General features: G+C 41.2%; 21 protein-coding genes, 1 pseudogene and 3 riboswitches. Of the genes and pseudogenes, 4 read left to right on the top strand and 18 right to left on the bottom strand.

Annotated elements, in window-relative coordinates; translation table 11 throughout:
- Positions 1-9: 9 nt before the first annotated feature.
- From queE to queC, 3 genes are read right to left on the bottom strand one after another with little or no spacing between them, the layout of a single operon-like run.
- Positions 10-729: a 7-carboxy-7-deazaguanine synthase QueE gene (gene queE / locus AB685_RS10240; protein ID WP_047970516.1), complete on the bottom strand. Its 720-nt coding sequence runs from the start codon at positions 727-729 to the stop codon at positions 10-12.
- Positions 722-1,165, bottom strand: a complete 444-nt coding sequence (gene queD, locus AB685_RS10235) for a 6-carboxytetrahydropterin synthase QueD (protein WP_047970515.1) — start codon at positions 1,163-1,165, stop codon at positions 722-724. The genes queE and queD overlap by 8 nt, the downstream gene beginning before the upstream one ends.
- Positions 1,162-1,833 carry a 7-cyano-7-deazaguanine synthase QueC gene (queC, locus tag AB685_RS10230; protein WP_047970514.1) on the bottom strand — a complete coding sequence of 224 codons (672 nt, stop codon included), beginning with the start codon at positions 1,831-1,833 and terminating at the stop codon, positions 1,162-1,164. Before queC ends, queD begins: the two co-directional genes overlap by 4 nt.
- A gap of 129 nt (positions 1,834-1,962) precedes the next feature.
- A riboswitch (PreQ1 riboswitch) is annotated at positions 1,963-2,008 on the bottom strand.
- Between the two features lie 157 nt (positions 2,009-2,165).
- Here queC and AB685_RS31285 point away from each other — a divergent pair.
- Complete coding sequence (locus tag AB685_RS31285; protein ID WP_047970513.1) at positions 2,166-2,549, top strand: DUF2254 family protein; 384 nt, start codon at positions 2,166-2,168, stop codon at positions 2,547-2,549.
- Complete coding sequence (locus AB685_RS10220; protein ID WP_047970512.1) at positions 2,534-3,496, top strand: DUF2254 domain-containing protein; 963 nt, start codon at positions 2,534-2,536, stop codon at positions 3,494-3,496. Before AB685_RS31285 ends, AB685_RS10220 begins: the two co-directional genes overlap by 16 nt.
- Positions 3,497-3,579: 83 nt before the next feature.
- On the opposite strand, the gene AB685_RS10215 is transcribed toward AB685_RS10220, so the two are convergent.
- The 3 genes from AB685_RS10215 to AB685_RS32095 form a co-directional block, all read right to left on the bottom strand.
- Positions 3,580-4,038 carry a hypothetical protein gene (locus AB685_RS10215; protein WP_047970511.1) on the bottom strand — a complete coding sequence of 153 codons (459 nt, stop codon included), beginning with the start codon at positions 4,036-4,038 and terminating at the stop codon, positions 3,580-3,582.
- 17 nt (positions 4,039-4,055) lie between these two features.
- Positions 4,056-4,820 (bottom strand): hypothetical protein, encoded by a 765-nt coding sequence (locus AB685_RS10210; RefSeq protein WP_047970510.1) that lies wholly within the window; start codon positions 4,818-4,820, stop codon positions 4,056-4,058.
- Positions 4,821-4,951: 131 nt separating this feature from the next.
- Complete coding sequence (locus tag AB685_RS32095) at positions 4,952-5,071, bottom strand: DUF6254 family protein (RefSeq protein WP_010193219.1); 120 nt, start codon at positions 5,069-5,071, stop codon at positions 4,952-4,954.
- Between the two features lie 112 nt (positions 5,072-5,183).
- Here AB685_RS32095 and AB685_RS10205 point away from each other — a divergent pair, with 112 nt between their 5' ends.
- Entirely contained in the window at positions 5,184-5,798 is a 615-nt protein-coding gene (locus tag AB685_RS10205; protein WP_047970509.1) for a CPBP family intramembrane glutamic endopeptidase, read from the top strand.
- 70 nt (positions 5,799-5,868) lie between these two features.
- Positions 5,869-6,270, top strand: a complete 402-nt coding sequence (locus tag AB685_RS10200; RefSeq protein WP_047970508.1) for a hypothetical protein — start codon at positions 5,869-5,871, stop codon at positions 6,268-6,270.
- Between the two features lie 444 nt (positions 6,271-6,714).
- Here AB685_RS10200 and AB685_RS10195 read toward each other — a convergent pair whose 3' ends face one another.
- The 12 genes and pseudogenes from AB685_RS10195 to phnE (AB685_RS10140) all read right to left on the bottom strand — a co-directional run bounded on the left by AB685_RS10195 (position 6,715) and on the right by phnE (AB685_RS10140) (position 21,423).
- Entirely contained in the window at positions 6,715-7,737 is a 1,023-nt protein-coding gene (locus AB685_RS10195; RefSeq protein ID WP_047970507.1) for a membrane protein, read from the bottom strand.
- Between the two features lie 89 nt (positions 7,738-7,826).
- Entirely contained in the window at positions 7,827-9,032 is a 1,206-nt protein-coding gene (locus tag AB685_RS10190; RefSeq protein WP_047970506.1) for a homoserine dehydrogenase, read from the bottom strand.
- Positions 9,020-10,105 (bottom strand): homoserine O-acetyltransferase, encoded by a 1,086-nt coding sequence (locus AB685_RS10185; protein ID WP_047970505.1) that lies wholly within the window; start codon positions 10,103-10,105, stop codon positions 9,020-9,022. The genes AB685_RS10190 and AB685_RS10185 overlap by 13 nt, the downstream gene beginning before the upstream one ends.
- Positions 10,106-10,120: 15 nt before the next feature.
- Positions 10,121-11,440, bottom strand: coding sequence for an O-acetylhomoserine aminocarboxypropyltransferase/cysteine synthase family protein (locus tag AB685_RS10180; protein WP_047970504.1), 1,320 nt, complete (start codon positions 11,438-11,440; stop codon positions 10,121-10,123).
- A 270-nt stretch (positions 11,441-11,710) separates the two neighbouring features.
- A riboswitch (SAM riboswitch) is annotated at positions 11,711-11,824 on the bottom strand.
- Between the two features lie 146 nt (positions 11,825-11,970).
- Positions 11,971-12,077, bottom strand: a riboswitch (SAM riboswitch).
- Positions 12,078-12,231: 154 nt separating this feature from the next.
- Positions 12,232-12,564 carry a hypothetical protein gene (locus AB685_RS10175; RefSeq protein ID WP_047970503.1) on the bottom strand — a complete coding sequence of 111 codons (333 nt, stop codon included), beginning with the start codon at positions 12,562-12,564 and terminating at the stop codon, positions 12,232-12,234.
- A 78-nt stretch (positions 12,565-12,642) separates the two neighbouring features.
- Positions 12,643-13,554, bottom strand: coding sequence for a polysaccharide deacetylase family protein (locus AB685_RS10170; protein WP_047970502.1), 912 nt, complete (start codon positions 13,552-13,554; stop codon positions 12,643-12,645).
- Positions 13,555-14,155: 601 nt separating this feature from the next.
- Positions 14,156-15,646 carry a UDP-N-acetylmuramoyl-L-alanyl-D-glutamate--2,6-diaminopimelate ligase gene (locus AB685_RS10165; RefSeq protein ID WP_047970501.1) on the bottom strand — a complete coding sequence of 497 codons (1,491 nt, stop codon included), beginning with the start codon at positions 15,644-15,646 and terminating at the stop codon, positions 14,156-14,158.
- 210 nt (positions 15,647-15,856) lie between these two features.
- Entirely contained in the window at positions 15,857-17,551 is a 1,695-nt protein-coding gene (locus tag AB685_RS10160; protein ID WP_047970500.1) for a M3 family oligoendopeptidase, read from the bottom strand.
- 118 nt (positions 17,552-17,669) lie between these two features.
- On the bottom strand, positions 17,670-18,119 hold the full coding sequence (locus tag AB685_RS10155; protein ID WP_047970499.1) for a MarR family transcriptional regulator: 450 nt from the start codon (positions 18,117-18,119) through the stop codon (positions 17,670-17,672).
- 113 nt (positions 18,120-18,232) lie between these two features.
- Positions 18,233-19,809: pseudogene (locus AB685_RS10150) on the bottom strand (bifunctional UDP-sugar hydrolase/5'-nucleotidase).
- 70 nt (positions 19,810-19,879) lie between these two features.
- Complete coding sequence (phnE, locus tag AB685_RS10145) at positions 19,880-20,677, bottom strand: phosphonate ABC transporter, permease protein PhnE (RefSeq protein ID WP_047970498.1); 798 nt, start codon at positions 20,675-20,677, stop codon at positions 19,880-19,882.
- Positions 20,677-21,423, bottom strand: coding sequence for a phosphonate ABC transporter, permease protein PhnE (gene phnE / locus AB685_RS10140; protein WP_082153610.1), 747 nt, complete (start codon positions 21,421-21,423; stop codon positions 20,677-20,679). The genes phnE (AB685_RS10145) and phnE (AB685_RS10140) overlap by 1 nt, the downstream gene beginning before the upstream one ends.

Raw genomic sequence — 21,423 nt, 5'->3', positions numbered from 1 at the left:
CTCCTTTTTCTACACTCCGCGTTTATTGCCCCATACTAGCGTGTGCAGCTGTGGCAATACGCGGACATTGTTCATTTCATGATCCTTCATTACTTGATCGATCAGCCACTCATATTGGTTTAACAGTTTAGTGACAAGCTTTTCATCATCTTCTGTAGTTGTATCTTCATTCCCAACCTGGACGTAGAAAGCCACTTCGGGGTATCTTTGATGGATTTTTTTGGCATAGGCCAAATCCGCTTCATCAAATACTACCACTTTCAATGAGACATTTTCGAGATTCACTCTTTTCAGTAAATCGTCCAGAATGGTAAAATTGGTATCCATGCCTGAGCTTGGTGGTTTTGGTGATATGGTCAGGTCATCGATATGCTGTAGCCAATCCTGCCATTTGCTACCCTGGGTTTCTAGCGCCACTTTTATATCGCTTTCATATAAAATCTGAACTAGTTCACCAATATTTTTTAAAAGCGCTGGATTCCCCCCGGAAATGGTTACATGATTGAAGGATTTTCCGCCAATTTCGCGCAATTGATCAAAGATTTCCTGAGCGGACATCAATATGATATCATCCTTAGCAGTTCCATCCCATGTAAAAGCGGAGTCACACCAGGAGCAGCGGTAATCACAACCTGCCGTGCGGACGAACATGGTTTTTTGGCCGATGACCATTCCTTCTCCTTGAATGGTGGGGCCGAAAATTTCTAACACAGGTATTGTATTACGCATTTTTCTTCCCCTTCTTTGGACGGTACATACAATAGCTTGTTGGTGTCTCCCTAACAAACACCTGCAAGCAGGTCGGTTTCGAAGGTAACGTCTGTAAATGATTTTCGATTGTTTCCCACATGATTCTTGCCACCACTTCTGTTGTTGGGAAAAAATTCGGATCTTGATCATTAAAGACGTCTTTATGATCATTTAGGATTGTATGGTCGAATTTATCATGTAAAAGCTTTTTTAAAGCTTGGAAATTGACAAGAAAACCTGCCTCATCCAGGTCATCTCCTGCAACGGTTACATTGACGAAGTAGGTATGCCCATGGATTTGTTTGCATTTCCCGGCGGCATCTGTCGGAACATAATGCGCTGCCGCTATATGCATATCTTTATTTAGCTCATAGCAATAATCGTGCTGAACCTGCGGATAAATTTGTTGCATCATGAGGATACAACTCCTTTATTTTTAGTGTAAAGATAGTCATCCAAGCCACGTTTTCTCAGTTTACATGCAGGACAATCGCCACATCCATCTGCAATTACCCCATTGTAACAGGTTAAAGTTTTCGTTCTTACATATTCAAGGGAATCCAGATCATCTGCTAGTTTCCACGTTTCCGCCTTGTTCAGCCACATTAATGGTGTGTGAATCACAAACGGATAGTCCATGGAAAGGTTCAAGGTCACATTCATCGATTTGATGAATACATCGCGGCAGTCCGGGTAACCGCTGAAGTCCGTTTCGCATACGCCTGTCACGATATGTTTAGCATCTATCTGCTTAGCTGCTACAGCTGCAAAGGATAGGAAGAGAAGGTTTCTACCGTCTACAAACGTGCTCGGCAATTCCCCGTCTTTTTCTTCGATTTCAATATCATCTCTTGTAAGCGCATTAGGTGTTAATTGCCCAAGTAGGGACATATCCAGTATGCGGTGTTTTACACCAAGTTCTTTTGCTATGTTTTTTGCACATTCAATTTCCAGTTCATGGCGCTGCCCATAATGGAAGGTGACAGCTTCCACTTCATCAAATTTCTTCATTGCCCAAAGCAGACACGTGGTGCTGTCCTGCCCGCCACTGAACACGACCATCGCTTTTCCCTTTTGCTTCATCGTGTCATCACTCCTTCAATTATCACAATCTATAATCAATCAAAAAAACACTAACCAAAAATAATGGAGGCTAGCGCATAACTTCAGAAAAAATAAAAAAACTATATCCTAAGGAATATAGTTTGGTATCTGTCCTTAGTTTTTTATAGAGGGTATTTGCTAGAACCTCTCCTGACGACCAAAGCGGACGTAAGTCTTTATTCAATTTAACTTTGTTACTATAACATATTTCCATTCAAGATTCTACTTTTTGTTGCATGATATTTGAAATATCGTTTACTTTAACTAATAGCTTTTAGACAGCATTCATACATTCCAAAGGAGTGTTATACATGGCACGGTCTGCAACTCTATTACGCTTACGAACAAGCTTTTGGTATCTACCATCTTTTTATGGAGGACTTGCATTCCTCCTCGCGATAGGAACACTTTTATTGGATAATTATCTTCTGTCTAGCACAAATGCGAAAAATCAGATTCCAGCAATTTTCCTTTCAGACATTGGGTTATCTCAAACTATTTTGAGCTCGATTGCATCTTCCCTGTTAACGATGACAACCATCACTTTTTCAACCATTCTCGTTGTATTGACCACTTATCTGTCGGAATTCTCTCCCCGTGCCTTGCAGAATTTCATTACCGACCATTCCACTCAAAGAGTACTCGGCATTTTTACGGCAGGGTTTATCTACTGCATCTATTGCTTCTATTTTTAAAAGAAACGACAGAAGAACAGCTCTTTCTTGTCCCTTCCTTTGCTGTAGCCATTGCCATACTCTGTTTAATTGTATTCGTCTTTTTCATTCAGCATGTTACTACTTGGATTCAGGTCAGTAATTTATTGCATAACATTACCGTCGAAACAATGGAATGTATGGAAGAATTGTTCGAAGAGAGTGACGCCTCCATTCATGATGCTCCATGGGAGGATTGGGAGAGCCAGGAAATCTCCACGAAAGAACCTGTGACAATCATGAGCAAGGAACCTGGGTATGTTCAGTATATTGATGTAGAGGCATTAGTGAAAGAAGCATATGGGGCGGACTGCATTGTCCGGGTCGAGAGGCAGCAAGGGGATTATATCAATGAACATACACCCATTCTCTCTGTTTGGGGATCAGGTAACGTAATTGATAAAGAATCTTTCCGATCATTGATTACCGTTTCCATTGCACGCGCTCCCCTGGAAGATGTAGAATTCGGAATAAGAAAAGTGACCGAAATCGGGGTAAGGGCCCTATCATCCGGAATAAACGATCCAAGTACAGCTGTCCATTGTATCGAACAACTTGGCACTCTGTTATCCAAGCTTACATCTATGCAAGGACCTCAGCCATATTTCAATGATAAAAATAGAAACTTGCGAGTGATTGTCAGAACACCCGACTTTTTTGATTACCTTGATATAGCTTTTTCTCCGATACTGCGTTACGGAAAAGTGGACATTGATGTTATTTCATCCATTATTCATGTACTCAAATTAATTTCCGACCATTCACCAGCTTTCCGTAAAGAAGCCATTTGGAAGTACACAAAACATACGATGGAATCCATCAAAGAAGAAACATATTATGAATTGGAAAAAGAGAGGTTGAACAGGAATCTAAAAGAGCTCTGTTATTCGCTTGGAAATGGAAAGGAATATCAACGGTTATGGGTGTAGTAAAGAGCCACTCCTATTATATTGGGAATGGCTCTTTATATTGTAGGTATATTTGATTTTTTTAGGTTTTACTAAGTCCCACGTTACCTATCAAGTACCCCAACTCCCAGCACCATGTTGTTCCACAGAACATCTTCCACCTTTTCCTGCTTTTCTTTTGGGCATTGGATCACTAATACGATATCGGCATCAGAGCCCCGCTTACGCAAAGAGTGCTCACTTTTTTTAGTAAAATAATAGTCAATTAAAAATCCAGCAAGGCAACCAAAGACAAGCCCAAAAAGCCCCCAAAGAATCGGCCCCAGATAAAATACATATCCGTATATGACTCCCAGAAGCATGAAAATGATACCGAAGATAGCCGCCAAGTCAACAAGGCTTCGTCCGTCAGAACGATGCATGGAGTCAATGACTTTCGTTTGGTATTTTATCTTATCTAGTGGCATGACCAGAATCTGTTCCTCAGTAAGTCCCAAGTCTTCCAGTTCACGTAATGTAAGCTCCATTTCCATGTTATATTTGAATGTCGCGAAAATGTACATTACCTTCCAGCTCTTTTCTATATCGGCATTTTAAACTGAATATTCTGGTACTTTTTCTTCAATTCTCTTGCAAGGTACTTATCTATAAATTTATTCAGTTCTACTGCGCTGACATATGAATCATACGCGGCAAAACAATAGAGGGACGGTATAAACAGGAACCATTGTGGAACCAATATTTTCGTTGCCCCCTGGAAATTCCCCAAAAGTGTCATATGGATGGCAGGGAAGACATTTGCTACATATGTAATAATCAGCCACCATGTCAGAACAAAAATGACGGAAAGGACCCTTGTAACATAAAGGTTTCCCAATCCAGGTGTCAAAAGTGACCAGATAACCGCAAGTAAAGGATTCTTCTTATCCAATACATTGATTTCTATAGAGGAAGTATTCTTTATAAGAACCGGAAAATCTTCGTGATAAGCTAATGTGTAGTGCTTATTCATTTCAACTGTCAGCCGATAGCTATCCCAGATGGAAAAAACGTACATACAAATATATAAAATGATCCAATGTTGATCTAGCACCGCAATTGCCTCTTCAAACCTCCCAATCATCGATAGGAAAATTGCTTCATTTAAATGCGCCATAGAATTGATGATTACTTCCCATGATATTAAAATGAAAGCAGTCAAATATTTGGATAGCATGAAATGGCCGAATCCAGGAAAAGCTGCTCCCCACCAAGCCACAACAAACGGTTTTCTATAATGTAAAAGACTAGTTGTATAGGGGCTTAATATAGCAACATATCTCTTTTTTCCCTGTGGAATCCCCATACTTCAAACCCCTTTTTTGTAATATCTTCCCATAGTATGTTTTCTAATACCTTTCAATATACACCGCCGGTTGCCGTTCATACAGAGAAGGAGCCTCTTCGCCTTGGCAGAATGGCCCCTTCTCTAACCCCTTATTTATTCTTTCCGGCCTCATCTGCAAGCTGTTCAAAGCTTTTTACTTTCCCATGTTCATTCTGAGACTGCTTTCTCACTTTACGCTGTCTTTCCTGCTGACTTTTAGATTGTGTCATTTTCACATCTCCTTCGTTTGAAAGATATATTATCTTCATTAGTATGTACGTTTATATGGAGGGTCTTAACTGTTAAAATAAGGGCAGACAGACTTAGTCCGGGGGAAAACAAATGATACAATTACGCCACACAATATTGATCTGGATTTTAGCAAACCTTTTATTAGGAATCAGCTTTCAGCTTACTAACCATTTTTGGATTCTGTTTTCCATTTCTCTTTTCATACTAATGCTCCTCGGTTTAAATTGCGGAAAGACTGACTCCCGTAAAAAGAAGCCTCTCACTTTACAGGATGTCATTTTCGGATTAATTACCGGCTCGATTTTGTATGGTGCTTTTTTGACAGCATACCTCTTATTAAAAGTTCTACCATTGCCTTTACTGCCTTTTGTGGACGAATTGTACAGAATTGTCGGGCCGTCGAGTTGGTGGCATTACGTTGCACTTGTTCTTATCATCATACCTGGAGAAGAAGTTTTTTGGAGAAGATTTGTTCAGCCGAGGGTGGTGAAGGTAGTAGGACGGTTTCAAGGCGTGCTTGTTGCAGCAGGCATGTATGCCATAGCCCACATATGGACAGGGAATCCCATGCTTGTTGCAGCAGCTGCGACAGCAGGAATTGCGTGGGGGGCTTTATACGAATGGAAGAAATCACTCTCCCTTATCATCATCTCCCACCTTGTTTTTGATTTATGGCTATTGGTAATTTTTCCATTGAATTTCTAAATTCTGATATCGTTCTTGGTAATTTTGAGATAAAATAGAATCTTATGATATTGATTTAGGAGGTGATTTCGTGGACGCTTTATATTTATTTCTGTTAGCTGCAGTGATAGCAAGCTTTGGGATTTCCATTGTATTAAGATCTAGCATGGAAAAGCTTGTACTTGAACCAGGATCCTTTCCTCAGATACAAAGTAAGTTTTTTATTTATGTAGCCATTATTGAGGTCATTCCAATCATTATGATCGTTTTTGGTTTCATTAGCTTGATGGATTCTACTGTCAGCGTAATGATACCTTTAGTTATTGTAGGTGCAAGTGTACTGGTTAACTTCATCATGAATTTGATGAAAAAGTCCACCTTGGAAACTCAGGCACCAGATCTTAAGGAGAAGTTGATGATATTCTTCCTAATGGGTAATGTCTTGATGACAGCCATTCCAATAGTGGCAGTAGTTGCGACTTTCGTACGATAGTCTGTATTCACTTATTAAGTTACATCTACCGTTGATCTCCGTTACGGGCGGTCCGGGAGCCTCCTCGGCTTTACCGAGGGCACTGAAAAACTGAAAACAAATTGTTTTTAATGGTTTCTAGCTGTGGATTGGAGCAAATAGCGTAGACTCCTGCAGGGGAGTAGCGACAATGTTGAGACCCCGCAGGGCGCAGCCCGAGGAGGCTCAAGGTCGCCCCGCGGAAAGCGAAGCTATTTGCGGAAATCAACAGCGGTGTTTACCCAAGAACTAAAATTCAGTACTTTTTCAGTGCCTCGCTTTACCTGCGGGGTATCCCCTCTGCCCCTTCCTCCCGAGGGAGTCTGCGCACATTCCACTACGATCAACTTGGTTATTGCATTATCAAAATTTATTTAGACTCTAAAGGGTAAAATGAAATTTCCACTCTTCTCTTTCAATGAGATCTCATTTTCGAATAATTAGTAGAAAAAGAAACGCCATACTAACATAGCCGAAAAACGGATAAAGATGTTCAATCAAACTGCCATACCCGATTTGACTGATCATATAGATGATACTGACTAGGACAACGGTAATCACATATCTTGATACTTTCAACATACTTTCCAACTGCCTTTGCAGCCCAAATATATCACTAACTACCGACGTAAAAATCTCTCCGTATATCACAAACACATAAATTCCGAAAAAAGAAAGCATACTCATTTTAACTACTTCCGCCATGGGAATTTCGAAGACCTGAAAGTTGGGAAGCGAAGCAATCGAAATGTGGCAGGTCAACAATATGAAGCATAAAACGGCCCCACCAATAAACCCTCCCCGCTTGATCACCCAGTCGTCCTTTGCCTCAGTTGCCAAAGGTACTAGCACAGGCTGAGCCATTGCAAGGTTGAAAGCTACATACATGAATGGTGCAATCCACCCCTTTACACCTGTACTTACCGGGCTGAGGCTCATGAAGGACAAGCCATTTTCCAATATAGCGTTTCCGGCAATGATAAAGCTGAAAATAATCATCACAGGAACGACAATCAAATTGACCCCCACCAAACCTTTCACTCCGAACAGAACAACACTCACTGCAAGCACTACCGTAACAAGCAAACCGAGTTGAAACGACCAGCCAAGCTGTTCCTCAAATACCGCTCCTGCTCCGGAAAGCATGACTGCTCCTACACATATCAGGATAATCAGCATGAAAATATTCACTACAGTCCCTGCTGATACACCAAATAAATATTCATTAAATTCTTTATAGGAATTGGCTCTGATTCGTTTTGAAATAAGCATCATCTTTGTTCCTAGCCAAATAAACAGAAACCCGCTAATTAGAATAGTAAAAAAACCGATCCAGCCATATTGTGTGAAAAACTGGACAATCTCTTTGCCAGTGGCAAATCCAGCTCCCACTATGGTTCCCACATATACCGCTCCAATTTGACATGCACTCAGCCAGCTGCGTTTCACGATTGCCCCACCCTCTTCTTTCCTCCATAAATAAAAACAGCTTGTCACATATATATGAGACAAGCCGGTTAGAAAGAAGAGCGTTTTTTCTATATGGTCACTTTTTCAGGTGTGTGTCTGTAATCACCTTTTAGAGAAAAATAGGTGATTAGCGGGTTATCGATAAGGACCCTTTCGATATTTCCAGTTTCAACAACCACCGTGCTGTAGGTTGGACGTGCCAGCACCTTTGTATCATAAGGAAGTTTAATATCAACCTCGTTGCTGAAAAGAACCCATCTCGAAGGAGACTGTCTCTCATCATGGAATTCCACGTAGGCGGGAACTTCCGCTACTGGACGGTTTATCTGAATGATATCCTCAAGGATGGCACTTGCCGTTGGGAACATACCTGCCCCCGGTCCATTCAGCTGGATATTTCCTACAAGATCGGTGTCAACGGATACCCCGTTCTGTACTCCCTCTACCTGATAGAATGGATGCTCTGATGTGACCAAGGCCGGCTCTACCTTACAATGAATTTCTCCTTTTTCCTTGAAGAGAGTCACAATATGCCTGAATCGCAATCCAAGCTCATTCGCGCGATCAATATAATCGGCAGAAATACTTGTAATTCCTTTTCTAGTACAGGTTTGTTCATCAGGTGTTTGCCCATAGATAAGTTGACTAAGCACCAATCCTTTGTAATATGCATCATGCCCCTCAATATCATTTGTCGGATCTGATTCAGCATAGCCATTTTCTTGTGCCAATTTTAAGGTGTCTTCAAATGAATGCCCATCCTTTCTCATTTTGGTCAAAATGAAATTTGATGTTCCATTCAATATGGCTTCCACCCTTTGGATCCGGTTCACTTGCAACAGTTGCCTGATGGTTTGTATAACAGGGATACCTCCCGCAACCGTTGCCTCAAATCCTACCGTTACGCCTTTTTTCTTTGCCAATGCAAGTAACTCTTCCCCGTGATGTGCAAACATCTCTTTATTAGCCGTCACAATATGGCACCCTTTGTTTATCGCTCTTTTCAGATAAGTATTTCCTGGTTCGCAGCCTACTATGGCATCGACGACCACATGCAAATCCGGCAATGCTAAAATTTCTTCGAAGCGGTCAGTCAGCAGGACCCCTTCTTCTTGAGATTCCTTATGCTTCTCTAAGTTCTTGACTAATATTCCCACAATCCTCACTCTTTCACCCAATACCTGTTCCAACCTTGACTGATGAGAATTGATGGATTGACGGACACCTTTCCCTACCGTTCCAAACCCCAGTAACGCCACATTTATGCCAGACATCGTGTCACTTCCTTTTTCTCTAGTAAGCTTTTAACATGCTGTCCCCATTTTTCAAATTCCACCAGGAAGCCATCATGCCCGAATATCGTTTCCACTTCTATAAATTCTGCTTCTTTATTAAGTTCTTTTAATTGCTCTATTGCATTCTTCGCAAGTTGTGGAGGGTAGAGAAGGTCCCCTGTAAAGCTGAACATACACACCTTTGCTTCTACCTTGGACAGAGCATTTAGCCAGCCGCCTCTTTCATGGCCAATATCGAATTGGTCCATTGCCTGAAGAAGAACAAGATAGCTATTGGCATCAAACCGCCGGGAAAATTTCTCTCCCTGATATTTCATATAAGAATCAACTTGATATTCAATTCCTTTTCCTTCCTTTCTCTCCCTGTTAAATCTGTCGTTGAATAAGGATTCCGAACGATAGGTCACAAGTCCAACCATTCTGGCAATTTCCAATCCTTTTATATGGGCACCATTCGGATAGTTTCCGCTGTCCCATGCTGGATCTGAGATGATTGCATGTCTGCCGATAGAGTTGTAGGCAAGAGCATAGTCGGTAAAATAGGGAGTGACTGCCAACGGAACCAGAATCTCCGAAAACTCTGGGTAAAGCACCCCCCATTCCAGCACTTGCATTCCACCGAGTGAACCTCCAATAATTGCTTTCACACTTTTGATGCCGATTCTTGTTAATGCTTTGTGTTGAGAATGGACCATGTCTCTAATTGTAACCGTTGGAAAATTCGCTCCATATTTTTCACCGGTTTTTGGATTGATACTGGTAGGGCCAGTAGACCCGTTACCTCCTCCAAGAACATTCATCGTAATCACTTGAAATCTATTCGTATCTATATAAAGGTCAGGTCCTATGAATGTACTCCACCAGCCAGGGCAACCTTCTGTACCTACTGATTCCTGATTTCCGGTAAGCGCATGGCACACGACCACCACATCTCCATCCCGCTTACCGACCCTTTCGTAGGCAATCTCTACATCCGGGAGCTTCTCCCCATTTTCTAATAAGAGTGTACCTATCGACACTTTATTAATGGTTTGTTCTGATTGACAACTCACATTTCCCACTCTTTTCTATATATTTTGACTCACTGCAGCATGTTTTGACTTTCCGGTAGCAATGAATAATGCCTGATCTAGGTCTTTTTTCAAATCCTGTAGGGATTCAATGCCGACAGACAGACGGATAAGGTCCTCAGTAACTCCGGATTTTTTCAAATTGTCACCTGTCAACTGCTGATGTGTTGTCGACGCAGGGTGGATGATAAGTGATTTGGCATCCCCAACATTTGCTACGTGCGACCAAAGCTTAACATTATCAATGGCTTTTCTGCCTGCTTCCCTTCCACCTTTGATTCCAAAATTAACAATTGAACCATTTCCGTCACCAAGATATTTTCTGGCAAGCGGATGGGCCGGATGATCCGGAAGACCAGGGTAGGAAACCCATTCCACTGCAGGATGATCTTGCAAGTATTTCGCCAGTTCCAGGGCATTTTCATTATGCTTCTCCACTCTTAAATGCAAGGTTTCTAGTCCCTGTAATAGTAGAAATGCATTCTGTGGACTTAGGCATGCACCAAAGTCTCTTAAAAGTTGTACTCTGAGTTTGACTGCAAATGCCAAGTTTCCAAAAGTTTGTGCGTATTTGATGCCATTATAGCTTTCATCCGGCTCCGTAAATCCAGGGAAATTAGGATGATCCCAGTTGAATTTCCCTCCATCGACTACCACCCCACCGATTGTCGTTCCATGGCCACCAATCCATTTGGTAGCAGAGTGTACGACGATATCCGCCCCCCATTTAATTGGATTACAAAGGTAAGGGGAAGCAAATGTATTGTCTATGATAAGAGGAATCGAATTATCATGTGCCACCTTGGCTACCGCCTCCACATCAAGTACTCGCAGGCTCGGATTTCCGATGATCTCCCCGAACAAAGCTTTTGTTTTCGGTGTAATCGCGTTTCGGAAGTTCTCCGGATTTGTCGCATCAACAAATTTAACTTTGATTCCGTATTTCGGAAGGGTGACAGCAAAAAGATTATACGTTCCTCCATACAGGTTTTCCGCTGCAACAATTTCATCACCTGCATGAGCGATATTTAAAATGGCAAGAGCAATTGCGGACATCCCGGAACTCGTAGCCACGGCAGCCGCTCCGCCTTCCAAAAGGGCAAGCCTTTGCTCCAACACATCCACTGTCGGGTTCATGATTCGTGTGTAAATGTTTCCGAATTCGTTAAGTGCGAATAGATTTTGGGCATGATCGGTGTTGTCGAACACATAGGAAGTTGTTTGGTAGATTGGAACTGCTCGAGAACCTGTAGTAGGGTCTGGTGTTTGCCCACCGTGTAGTAATAACGTTTCTACTTCATAATTTTGGTTACTCATTATAGATTCCTCCGATTTTTTAATTTAGAATTTTAAAACGACGAAGTCAAATCACATGTTACTTAAAATTATTATAGAAATCTTAGCTGTTGATTGGAGCACAGGGCGAAGACTCCAGCGGGAGGTAGCACTTAGTGGAGACCCCATAGGCTTGCCGAGGAGGCTCCACAAGTGCCCCGCGGAAAGCGAAGCCCAGTGCGGAAATCAACAGCGACGTATTACAGACTCAAAAAATAAAAACCCCTTCATAAGAAGAGGTTGAAATTCCTCCTCTTATCTCTCAGGCTACTCTGCCTGCAGGATTTAGCACCAACTCAAGAATGTTGATTCTTGAAGGTTGCCGGACTTCATAGGGCCTGATCCCTCAGTCACTCTGGATAAGAGTTATTTAGTTGAGTAACACGTTAACTTGAAAATAGTATTTAATTTACGTTATTTATCAGATTGGCTAAATATAACTAATTTTTACAATCCTCCTTGAGAAATAATAAAAACCCCTTCATAAGAAGAGGTTATCGTCATAAGCCCTCTTCTTATTTTTCAGATACAAGATCTGCAGAAATTAGCACCTTTTCAAACATACATTGCAGGTTGCCGGGCTTCATTGGGTCTGTCCCTCCGCCACTCTAAATAAGAAGTGTTGCTATTAAGTTATATGGTATTTGTTTTGCTTTTTGCAATTATAGCAACTGTGAAGGACATAAGTCAATAAAATATTCTGAACTTCCCCCTTTTTTTATTGTATGAGTAAACGTAGAATATGTTAGAAAATTTAACTGATAGAGCAAGTCTTAAACATCTAGTTCTTTATTCAAGTCTAAGCCTATACCACGTCTATAAAGCCGGAATCCCCTACTTTTAAATTCAGGGATATAGAACTTCATCTTTTCGTCTTGAGAATTCCCGATGAAAATCAAGTTATATCTGGTTAAACCCTGTAGGTTGAATAATCTAAGCACTTCGTCGACCTCATTTACATCTTTAACAATACCGTTAACCTTTTCCTGAAGAACAATTTTCTCTTCCATTAACGAATTGGTATTCTCCACCTTTGTCTTCGACTGACAGGCAGATACATTGAAAAGCAGAACAAAGGAAAACAACACATGAAACATACAAGTCACGAAACTTACCTCCCACACTTATCGTGACCCTGATACTATTCAATATGTGTTTTACCGTAACTTGTTACAAAACTGTAATTATTCTAGCTCGTATTCATGAAGATGGACAAAGCTGAAGCCTTGTTCAATCAAAGTGAGAATTGCCTCTTTTACTCCCTCTGCCGTTTCACTCGCCGGTTGGTTCATATGCAGGATGATGATGGAACCCGGTTGTGCTGTAAGCATTTCTTGCACCACTTCATCTTTGGTAAAGGTAGCCCCGCCGTCTCCTATAACATCAAAATTAACTACTTGTACCCCTAAATCCTCCGCAATTTGCACGGATATTTCATCATAGAAGGCTGTACCGGACCGGAAATATTGAGGGATCGTACCTGCTATTTCTAAGATTTTCATTTGATTATTCATTATTTCATCGATTATCTCGAATTGAGTGGAAGTGCTTGCTATTCCCCACGCACTGCGAGGAGTAGTGGATAACGGTTTATGTTCCGTACCATGATTCTGAATCGTGAATAACGGCATTTTTGACAATTCAACAAACGTCTCGAATTGTTCATCAATCCACCTTGCATTAACGAATAAATCAGCCTTTATATTATTTTCGATTAAGAAAGTAATCAATTCTTCATCATACCCGCTTCCATTTTCCCCACCGCAGGCATCTAGAGTAAGCGCTATAACTTTATCCTCTGTATCCATTCTTGTTTTTACTCCGGAAACGTACTCGGAAAATTGCGACGAATTACCATACACTTGACCATTTACTTCTATGGCAAGCTCTTTAAGTTCTTTTCTTTCTTCTTCCCTTTTCTCTAGTTCGTGCTCTTCAACAAGCCCTTCATTACTTTCAGATACTTCATCATCCTCAAGTTTATTGTTACTCTCTATACCGCTATCTACTGTTACATTGTTGATGACTGTTGGATTACTCGCACACCCTGTTGACACCAATAGCATAAACAAAATAACCCCTACCCTTTTCCCCATTTTACTTACATCCCCTATGCAATTCGACATATTACTTCCAAAGAAACAACTATATTAACCAAGAAAAACCGAGCAAAAAACGACCGGTACTACTGAAACAAGATATCATTAGATATTTGTATAATCGCCGCTGTTCCTTTCGGTGAATGAAACCACCTAGTTGATTGTAGTGGAAGGCGCGCAGACTCCCAAGGGAGGAAGGGACAGGTAAGACCCCGCAACGGAGGAGGCCACTGAAAAAGTACTGAATTTTAGTTCTTGGGTAAACACCGCTGTGGATTTCCGCAAATAGCTTCGCTTTCCGCGGGGCGACCTTGAGCCTCCTCGGGCTGCGCCCTGCGGGGTCTCAAGATTGTCGCTACTCCCCTGCATGAATCTACGCTATTTGCTCCAATCCACAGCTAGAAACCATTAATAACAATTCGTTTTCAGTTTTTCAGTGCCGTCCAACGGAATGAGGAGGCTTACGGACCGCCCGCAGGAATGCGAAGCGCCTGAAACGGAAATCAACAGAATTATTATTCTTCAAAAAAAGATGACTAGCTGAAGACCCTCCTTAGCTAAAAGGGGAGCATCAGCTAGTCAGCCTATATCCAGTTTTCTATGTTGTTGGAATGGTTTCTGTTAGTGGAAAGGCTTTGATTGCTTTAAGTGTGATTTCTTTTTCATCAAACGGTACAGATTCTTTTCCGATCAATTGGTAATTTTCATGTCCCTTGCCTGCGATGAGAATAACATCCCCTTCTCCTGCAACTTCCACTGCACGGATAATCGCCTGCTCACGATCTGGAATGCATTCGAAGTTTTCATGAATAGCGCCTGCTGCCATACCTTGTACAATTTCCTCGCCCGGCTCATCTAATGGATTGTCCGTTGTGAAAATGACATACTCAGATTTCTCGGTAGCAATCCTTCCCATCTTCGGTCGCTTATCTTTGTCTCTTCCGCCACCAGTACCGATAATAGAGATGATTTTATGATTGGAAAACATGCGGATACTGTCCAACACCTTGCCGATTGCATCTTCCGTATGTGCATAGTCAATAATGACGTTCCGCTTATCGCCTGTCTTTAGTGTCTGCATGCGACCGCTTGGTGGAGGTGTTTCCCTTAGATGATTTAATATTCTTTCAAATGGCATTCCTTTATCCCATAGAACACAAATTACAGATAGAACATTATACACATTAAATTCGCCAACGAAAGGAATTTCCATTTCAAATTCACCAAAGTTCGTTTCAAGTATAAAGCTTGTCTTATTTTCAAAGAATTTGATATCCCTTGCTTTAAAGTCCGCCTCATTCTTAATTCCATACGTGATGATTCTCGCACTTGTCATAGTGGTATAGTCATCGGTTGCTTCGTCATCCGCATTCAGGATAGCTGCTTTATCCTTGCGCATATCCTGTCCAAGTTGGGAGAAGAGCAAGCCTTTCGCATTTTTATAATGCTCCATCGTTCCATGGAAGTCCAAGTGGTCCTGGGTCAGGTTTGTGAATACACCGTTCTGGAACTCAACCCCTGCAAGTCGCCCTAGGACCAGACCATGGGAAGATACTTCCATCACCACATCTGTCACGCCTGCTTCCACCATATCCTTCAGCATCCTTTGCATCGTTAGCACATCGCTTGTTGTGTTCTTGCTCTCGAATTTCTCTCCATCGATATCAATTTCGATCGTACCGCTTAGGCCGGTTTTATAACCTTCTTTTCTCATGACATTATTGATGACGCTTGACACTGTCGTCTTTCCGTTCGTTCCGGTTACACCAATAATCCGCAGTTTTGTAGAAGGATAGTCGAAGAACACATTTGCAAGCTGACCCAAAGCACGTTCGGTATCTCTTACATGTACATAACACACTCGTTCATCCATTTGGTCCGGGAGATCCTGCACAACGATGACACTTGCACCTTTTTCAATCGCCGATGAAATGTAGCGGTGCCCATCCACCGTATAACCTTTAATGCAGACAAAAACGGAATCTGTAGTCACTTGTCTAGAATCAGAAAAAATATTGGAAACGGAAAGAGGAAACTCTCCGTACACTTTTAAAGTTGAAACATTGGAAAATAAAACATTAGTCTTCACTATAGCCACTTCCTTTTCTGATACTAAAAATGTTAATTATAGTATCTTCATTAAAATCTCTATGTACCTTACCGCTTTTTGCTAAAAATATAATGAGTAGCATTCACCTATTTTGGTTATACTGTACCCTCTATTCTACAAAATTTGCGGAAAAAGTGAAAGAAAAAGCCAAAATAAAAGCTGCCGTGGAATAACGACAGCTTCAGGTATTTATAATTCTTTATCATTTACATCATTCAGGTAAGATTCAATTTCCCCTACAACCGACTCTACGCAACCGTCTTCAAATGGAGAACGTAGACCTGCAAACTTCACTAGGACCACAAAGGACTTGCTTCCTCCCTGTTTGCAAAGCTCCAGGTAGGAGTTCCACGCTGACTCGGGGTTCTCTTGAGAGAGCTTCCAATATTGCAAAGCACAAATTTGAGCCAATGTGTAGTCGATATAATAGAACGGTGTACGGTAGATATGGCCTTGACGCTGCCAGAACCCACCAGCCTCCAAATAGGCATTCCCATCAAAATCACGACCAGGCATATATTTCTGTTCAATTTCTCTCCATGCTTTGTTCCTTTCCACAGGAGTGGCGTCCGGGTTGTCGTACACGAAGTGTTGAAATTCATCTACTGCCACTCCGTACGGAAGAAATGAAATTGATCCACTCAAATGTGAAAACTTGTACTTCTCCGTATCTTCCTTGAAAAACAATTCCATCCACGGCCAAGTAAAGAACTCCATGCTCATGGAGTGGATCTCACACGCCTCATAAGTAGGCCAGTTATACTCCGGCACATCAAAATCACGGCTCATATACACCTGGAAAGCATGTCCCGCTTCGTGAGTAAGAACGTCAATATCACCACTTGTACCATTAAAGTTCGAGAAAATATAAGGCGTTTTGTATGTTGGAATATATGTGCAGTATCCCCCAGCTTCTTTCCCTTTTTTCGCCACAAGGTCCATTAGGTTCTTATCAATCATGAATTGGAAGAACTCCTTTGTTTCTTCGGATAGCTCTTCATACATCTGCTTTCCATTATCGATAATCCATTCTGGAGTCCCCTTTGGTTTTGCGTTTCCAGTTTTGAATTTAAAGCCTTCGTCATAATACTTCAGAGAATCGACACCAATACGCTCCTGCTGTCTTCCAGCAAGTTTTGCTACCAGTGGGACAATGAATTCTTTAACTTGGTTGCGGAACTTTGCAACCATTTCCGCATTATAATCGGTACGTGTCATACGGGCATAGCCAAGCTCCACGAAGTTTTTATAGCCCAGCTTTTTCGCCATTTTGGTACGGACTTTTACAAGCTGATCGAAGATTTCATCGAATTCTTCTTGGTTTTTCTGGAAGAAACCGAATTTCGCTTCGCTTGCCTGCTTGCGGATTTCACGGTCTTCGGACTCTGTATAAGGATCCAATTGAGCGAGAGTCAGTTCTTCACCGTTGAAATCAATCTTTGCAGAAGCAACCAGTTTGGAGTATTTGGTCGTCAGTTTATTCTCAAGTTGCAGGTCTTCAATAATCGAGTCATCAAACGTCTTCAATTCACATTCTGCCAGTGCGAAAAGCTGTGTTCCCCATTTCGCCTCCAGCTCCTTGCGGAAAGGTGACTTAACGAGCGCTTTGTAGAATTTGGTATCCCAGGACTTCGTTAGAGGCTCGATCTCATCCAGAAAATCCTGTTCCTCTTTGTAGAACTCATCATTTGTATCGATTGAATGGCGAATATACACCAAATTGAAGTCCGTGCTTAAATGATTACGGACATCATTGATTTCTTGAATCGCTTTCTCCTGCTCTTCAACAGAACCTGCCGCCTCAAACCTCTCCAAAGCAGCCATAAACTTCTTCTCCACCTCATCCACATTCGGACGAGTATAACTAAATTCCTCAAATCTCATATGTACTATCCCCTTTACAAACAGACTTCACCTTATATAAATTCGACATGGATCAAAAAATCCCTTGTGGGGTCTGACCCCTTTTGCAAAAAAAAAAATGACCTTCAGTAGTTGAAGGTCATTTTTTGTGTGTTGCTACGTTCAGTCCGAGCTTTTTGATTAGTTCGATGGCTTGTTCTTTTTCCTGTTGTGTCAGGCCGTCCATCAGGCCGTGGATGTGTTGTTCATGCTTCGGGAAGATTCCGTGGAGCAGCTTTTTGCCATCCTCGGTTATTTGCGCATAGGTTACCCTTCTGTCTTTTGGACAGGCTTTTCGGGCAAGAAGCCCTTTACTTTCCAGCTTATCAACCACATATGTGATGCTGCCACTTGCTAATAGAATTTTCCCGCCAATCTGTTGAAGCGGCTGATCACCTTTATGATATAGAAGTTCAAGTACTGCAAATTCAGTCGGGTTTAACTGGAAACTTTGAATGGATTGGTTTGCTTGATCGTTTACTGCACGAAAAGCTCTGGATAGGACGATAAATAGTTTTAAAGAAGTATCGAGCTCGTGTCTTTCTGCCATATTAGTCATTCCTTTTTTCTTTTTATAAAATATCTTGAATTAAAACTAATGGTATAGCAATTGAAGTAATACGTCAATGCATATTCTAGAAATTGTAAATCATAGCAGGAGAGTTAAACACCCTCTCCCCATATTACCTTCCAATTGCGATTTACCGTCGCATCAATCACTTTGTTCTCCATTATATAGTTTGCAATCAATTCGGACATGTCCAACGGGATGTCTTTCACAACCTGCTTATCTCGATACATGGTGTAGTCTCCTCCACCACCTGCACGGTAGTTATTCATCACTACATCAAATTCCTCATTCATAACAATCGAAACACCGTTTCGCTCCAGTTTTACCACTCTTTCACCTATTGGCTTTCGAATATCCAGAACATACTCAATTCCTTCCCACATATCGTAATTATAGTGCTGAGGCTTTGGGGTGGTGAATGACGGATTCACTTCCAATTCCCCATCCTTCCCAATATTGAAATAGGAGGCTGAACGCTCTAATGCATCTTTTATATCTTGGCCTGATATCCGAATAACCTTCAACGTGTTAGGATAGATATAATTTGATACGATATCCCTCATGGTGACATTTGCAGGAAATCCCGGGGAATTATTATGAAAAAGAGCAGTGTTAGAAATGGAAGCACCAGAAACCTTCATTTGAACTTTATTGATGAATTCGATGAGAGCATTATCTTGTGTACGTATATCAAGGGCATTCTCTACAAGCATATCGCCGTTGATATTTCCAATCGGCATATCCAGCCATGACTGTGTGGCTTGTTCATATTCTTTAATCAAAGCTACTATCTCGTGATCTGTTTCTACATGTGCCACTGATTTTAGTTCTGCTTCTTTACTCCTGACCTTCCATGTATCATTCTCTCTCTCAAATATTACAGTCGCCTTTCCTATCGTTTGACCGTTCACCCCTGGTTGCACTACAAGAACACCATTGATGGTCGTGGCAATTGTCCGATGTTGATGTCCTGTCAGCAGGATATCGATACCCTCTATTTTGCTGCAGATTTCATAACCTTGATTTTCATCTGTAAGGTTTTCTGTTGCTTCCCCTGTAAACGGATCACGCTCGAAACCACCATGATAGCTGACAATTAACAAGTCAGGATTTTCTTTTTCTCGAATGTCGGATACCCATTTTTCAGTGGAAACCAATGCGTTTTCAAAAGATAGACCTTCAATATGATCCGGGTTTTCCCAATTGGGTATGTAATGTGTTGTTATTCCTAAAACAGCCACTTTTAGAGAATCGAAAGTTTTGATCATATAAGGCTTTCCTAAAAAGGGTGTTCCAGTTTGTTGATCAAGAATGTTTGCAGATAACCACGAAACTCTGATGTATGAACAGCATTCTTCAAAACTCCAAAACCATAATTAAATTCATGATTTCCAACTACTGCAGCATCAAAATTCAAATGATTCAATACACGGATTATCGGATTTTCCTTGTCGGCTTGTTTTTTTACATAATGATAGGTCAAAGGTGTTCCTTGTATCAGGTCCCCATTGTCGATTAATAGAATGTGCTCTTCCTTTTCCCGCTCCTCTTTGATGATAGTTGATACTTTTGCCAATCCCAGAGGTGCCGGTTCATTGTTTCCATAGCTTAATGGCAAGATCGATCCGTGAACATCGCTTGTTTCAAGTATCGTTAATTTCAGCTTCACTTTGTTACCTCCTCAATGAATCTCTGAATGAAATAGAAAAGGCTGATCACGAAGATCAACCCGATAGCGCTTATACGATTCTTTTACGAATAGATGAGGATAGGAAGTCTATAATCGTTACCACTACAATGATAACCAATAAAATCAGCCCCATCTGTTCCCAGTTACGATTCATTTGTGCGAATTGAATGAGTGTCCCGATACCACCTGCACCGACAATACCGAGAATTGTAGATGCACGAACGTCTATTTCGAAACGATAGATGGCATAGGAAAGAAATTCGGGAATAATCTGTGGAATAACCCCTTGGAAAAGGATTTGGATCTTATTAGCTCCACTTGCTTCCATGGCTTCCACTATGTTCATATCAATGGATTCCAACACTTCCGAGTAGAGTTTCCCAAGCATACCAGTAGAACCGATCGCGATGGCAAGTACCCCTGCGAAGGGATTCGGGCCAACTGCAACGACGAATAGTATCGCCAAAATAAGGTCAGGAAATGCTCTTATAGCACTCAAGATCCATTTACCAAAAGTTGTTAGCACCTTACTCTTAGTCATGTTCTGAGCCGCCAGGAAACCTAAGGGAACTGCTAGTATCGCAGCCATCAGAGACCCTGCAAAAGCAATGTACAACGTCTCAACCATCGCAGACCACACTTTTCCGAAGGCAGACCACTCGGGACTGAAAAGCTTTGGTATTACACGATGAAAGTTGTTGACCATTCTTTCTGCTGCACGTGCCCAGTTAATGTCGATTCCGACAAAAGTCCAAATATACATAAGTGTTAGAAATACAAAGATTCCCCAGTTTCTTAATTTCTTAAATATGGATGTTTTCTTTTTGGGAGGTAAAACGAGTTCCATTATACAATCGCCTCCCTGATCTTAGTTGAAATATATTCAATAATTACTACTAGTGCAAAAATAACCAAGATGATTAACATTGCATTTGGATAGTTATAGAACCTCAATTGCTGACTAAGTATTATCCCTATTCCTCCCGCACCTACCAGACCAAGGACTACTGAAGCACGGATATTTATTTCAAATACATAAAGGACAAATGATACAAACTGCGGCAATATTTGAGGAATTAGGGCAAATCTGATTTTCTGCATTGTATTTGCTCCTGAAGCACTCATTGCTTCCATCGGATTCATATCAACGGATTCAATTGTTTCACTGATTAATTTTGCTAAAATCCCCAAAGAGAAAATAATAAGTGCCAAAATACCAGGTAGTACACCGATACCGAATAATCCTACAAAAATTACGGCAAGTACCAAGTCGGGAATGGTACGCAAAATATTTAACATCGAACGAACAAATGTATAAACAAATTTATTGGTGGTAACATTCTGAGCTGCCAACAAACTTAACGGTACACATAAAATTGCCGCAATAGTTGTTGCAATTATGGCCATTTGGATAGTTGTAGCCAAAGGATCTAAAATATGTACAAAAACGTTCAGGTTTGGTGGAAAGAATTTCACCATAACTTTGAACATATTTGGAATCCCGTTAATCAAATCCCCGATTGTGGCATTCGTCTTAACAGTACTTAAAATATAAAAGCCGATTACGAGGGAGAAAATTACTGTAAGCTTCAT

The sequence above is a fragment of the Bacillus sp. LL01 genome, from assembly GCF_001037965.1.
The sequence above is the reverse complement of the archived record's forward strand: the minus strand, read 5'-3'. Positions and strand labels throughout refer to the sequence as shown.

Bases quoted from the DNA above. Each gene is read 5' to 3' on its own strand.
- AB685_RS10180 (WP_047970504.1), bottom strand. From the start codon at position 11,440: ATGAGTAACCAAAATTATGAAGTAGAAACGTTATTACTACACGGTGGG.
- AB685_RS10170 (WP_047970502.1), bottom strand. From the start codon at position 13,554: ATGGGGAAAAGGGTAGGGGTTATTTTGTTTATGCTATTGGTGTCAACA.
- AB685_RS10215 (WP_047970511.1), bottom strand. From the start codon at position 4,038: ATGTACATTTTCGCGACATTCAAATATAACATGGAAATGGAGCTTACA.
- AB685_RS10190 (WP_047970506.1), bottom strand. From the start codon at position 9,032: ATGTCTGGCATAAATGTGGCGTTACTGGGGTTTGGAACGGTAGGGAAA.
- AB685_RS31285 (WP_047970513.1), top strand. From the start codon at position 2,166: ATGGCACGGTCTGCAACTCTATTACGCTTACGAACAAGCTTTTGGTAT.
- phnE (WP_047970498.1), bottom strand. From the start codon at position 20,677: ATGGAACTCGTTTTACCTCCCAAAAAGAAAACATCCATATTTAAGAAA.
- AB685_RS10210 (WP_047970510.1), bottom strand. From the start codon at position 4,820: ATGGGGATTCCACAGGGAAAAAAGAGATATGTTGCTATATTAAGCCCC.
- queD (WP_047970515.1), bottom strand. From the start codon at position 1,165: ATGATGCAACAAATTTATCCGCAGGTTCAGCACGATTATTGCTATGAG.
- AB685_RS32095 (WP_010193219.1), bottom strand. From the start codon at position 5,071: ATGACACAATCTAAAAGTCAGCAGGAAAGACAGCGTAAAGTGAGAAAG.
- queC (WP_047970514.1), bottom strand. From the start codon at position 1,833: ATGAAGCAAAAGGGAAAAGCGATGGTCGTGTTCAGTGGCGGGCAGGAC.
- AB685_RS10155 (WP_047970499.1), bottom strand. From the start codon at position 18,119: ATGGCAGAAAGACACGAGCTCGATACTTCTTTAAAACTATTTATCGTC.
- phnE (WP_082153610.1), bottom strand. From the start codon at position 21,423: ATGAAGCTTACAGTAATTTTCTCCCTCGTAATCGGCTTTTATATTTTA.
- queE (WP_047970516.1), bottom strand. From the start codon at position 729: ATGCGTAATACAATACCTGTGTTAGAAATTTTCGGCCCCACCATTCAA.
- AB685_RS10205 (WP_047970509.1), top strand. From the start codon at position 5,184: ATGATACAATTACGCCACACAATATTGATCTGGATTTTAGCAAACCTT.
- AB685_RS10160 (WP_047970500.1), bottom strand. From the start codon at position 17,551: ATGAGATTTGAGGAATTTAGTTATACTCGTCCGAATGTGGATGAGGTG.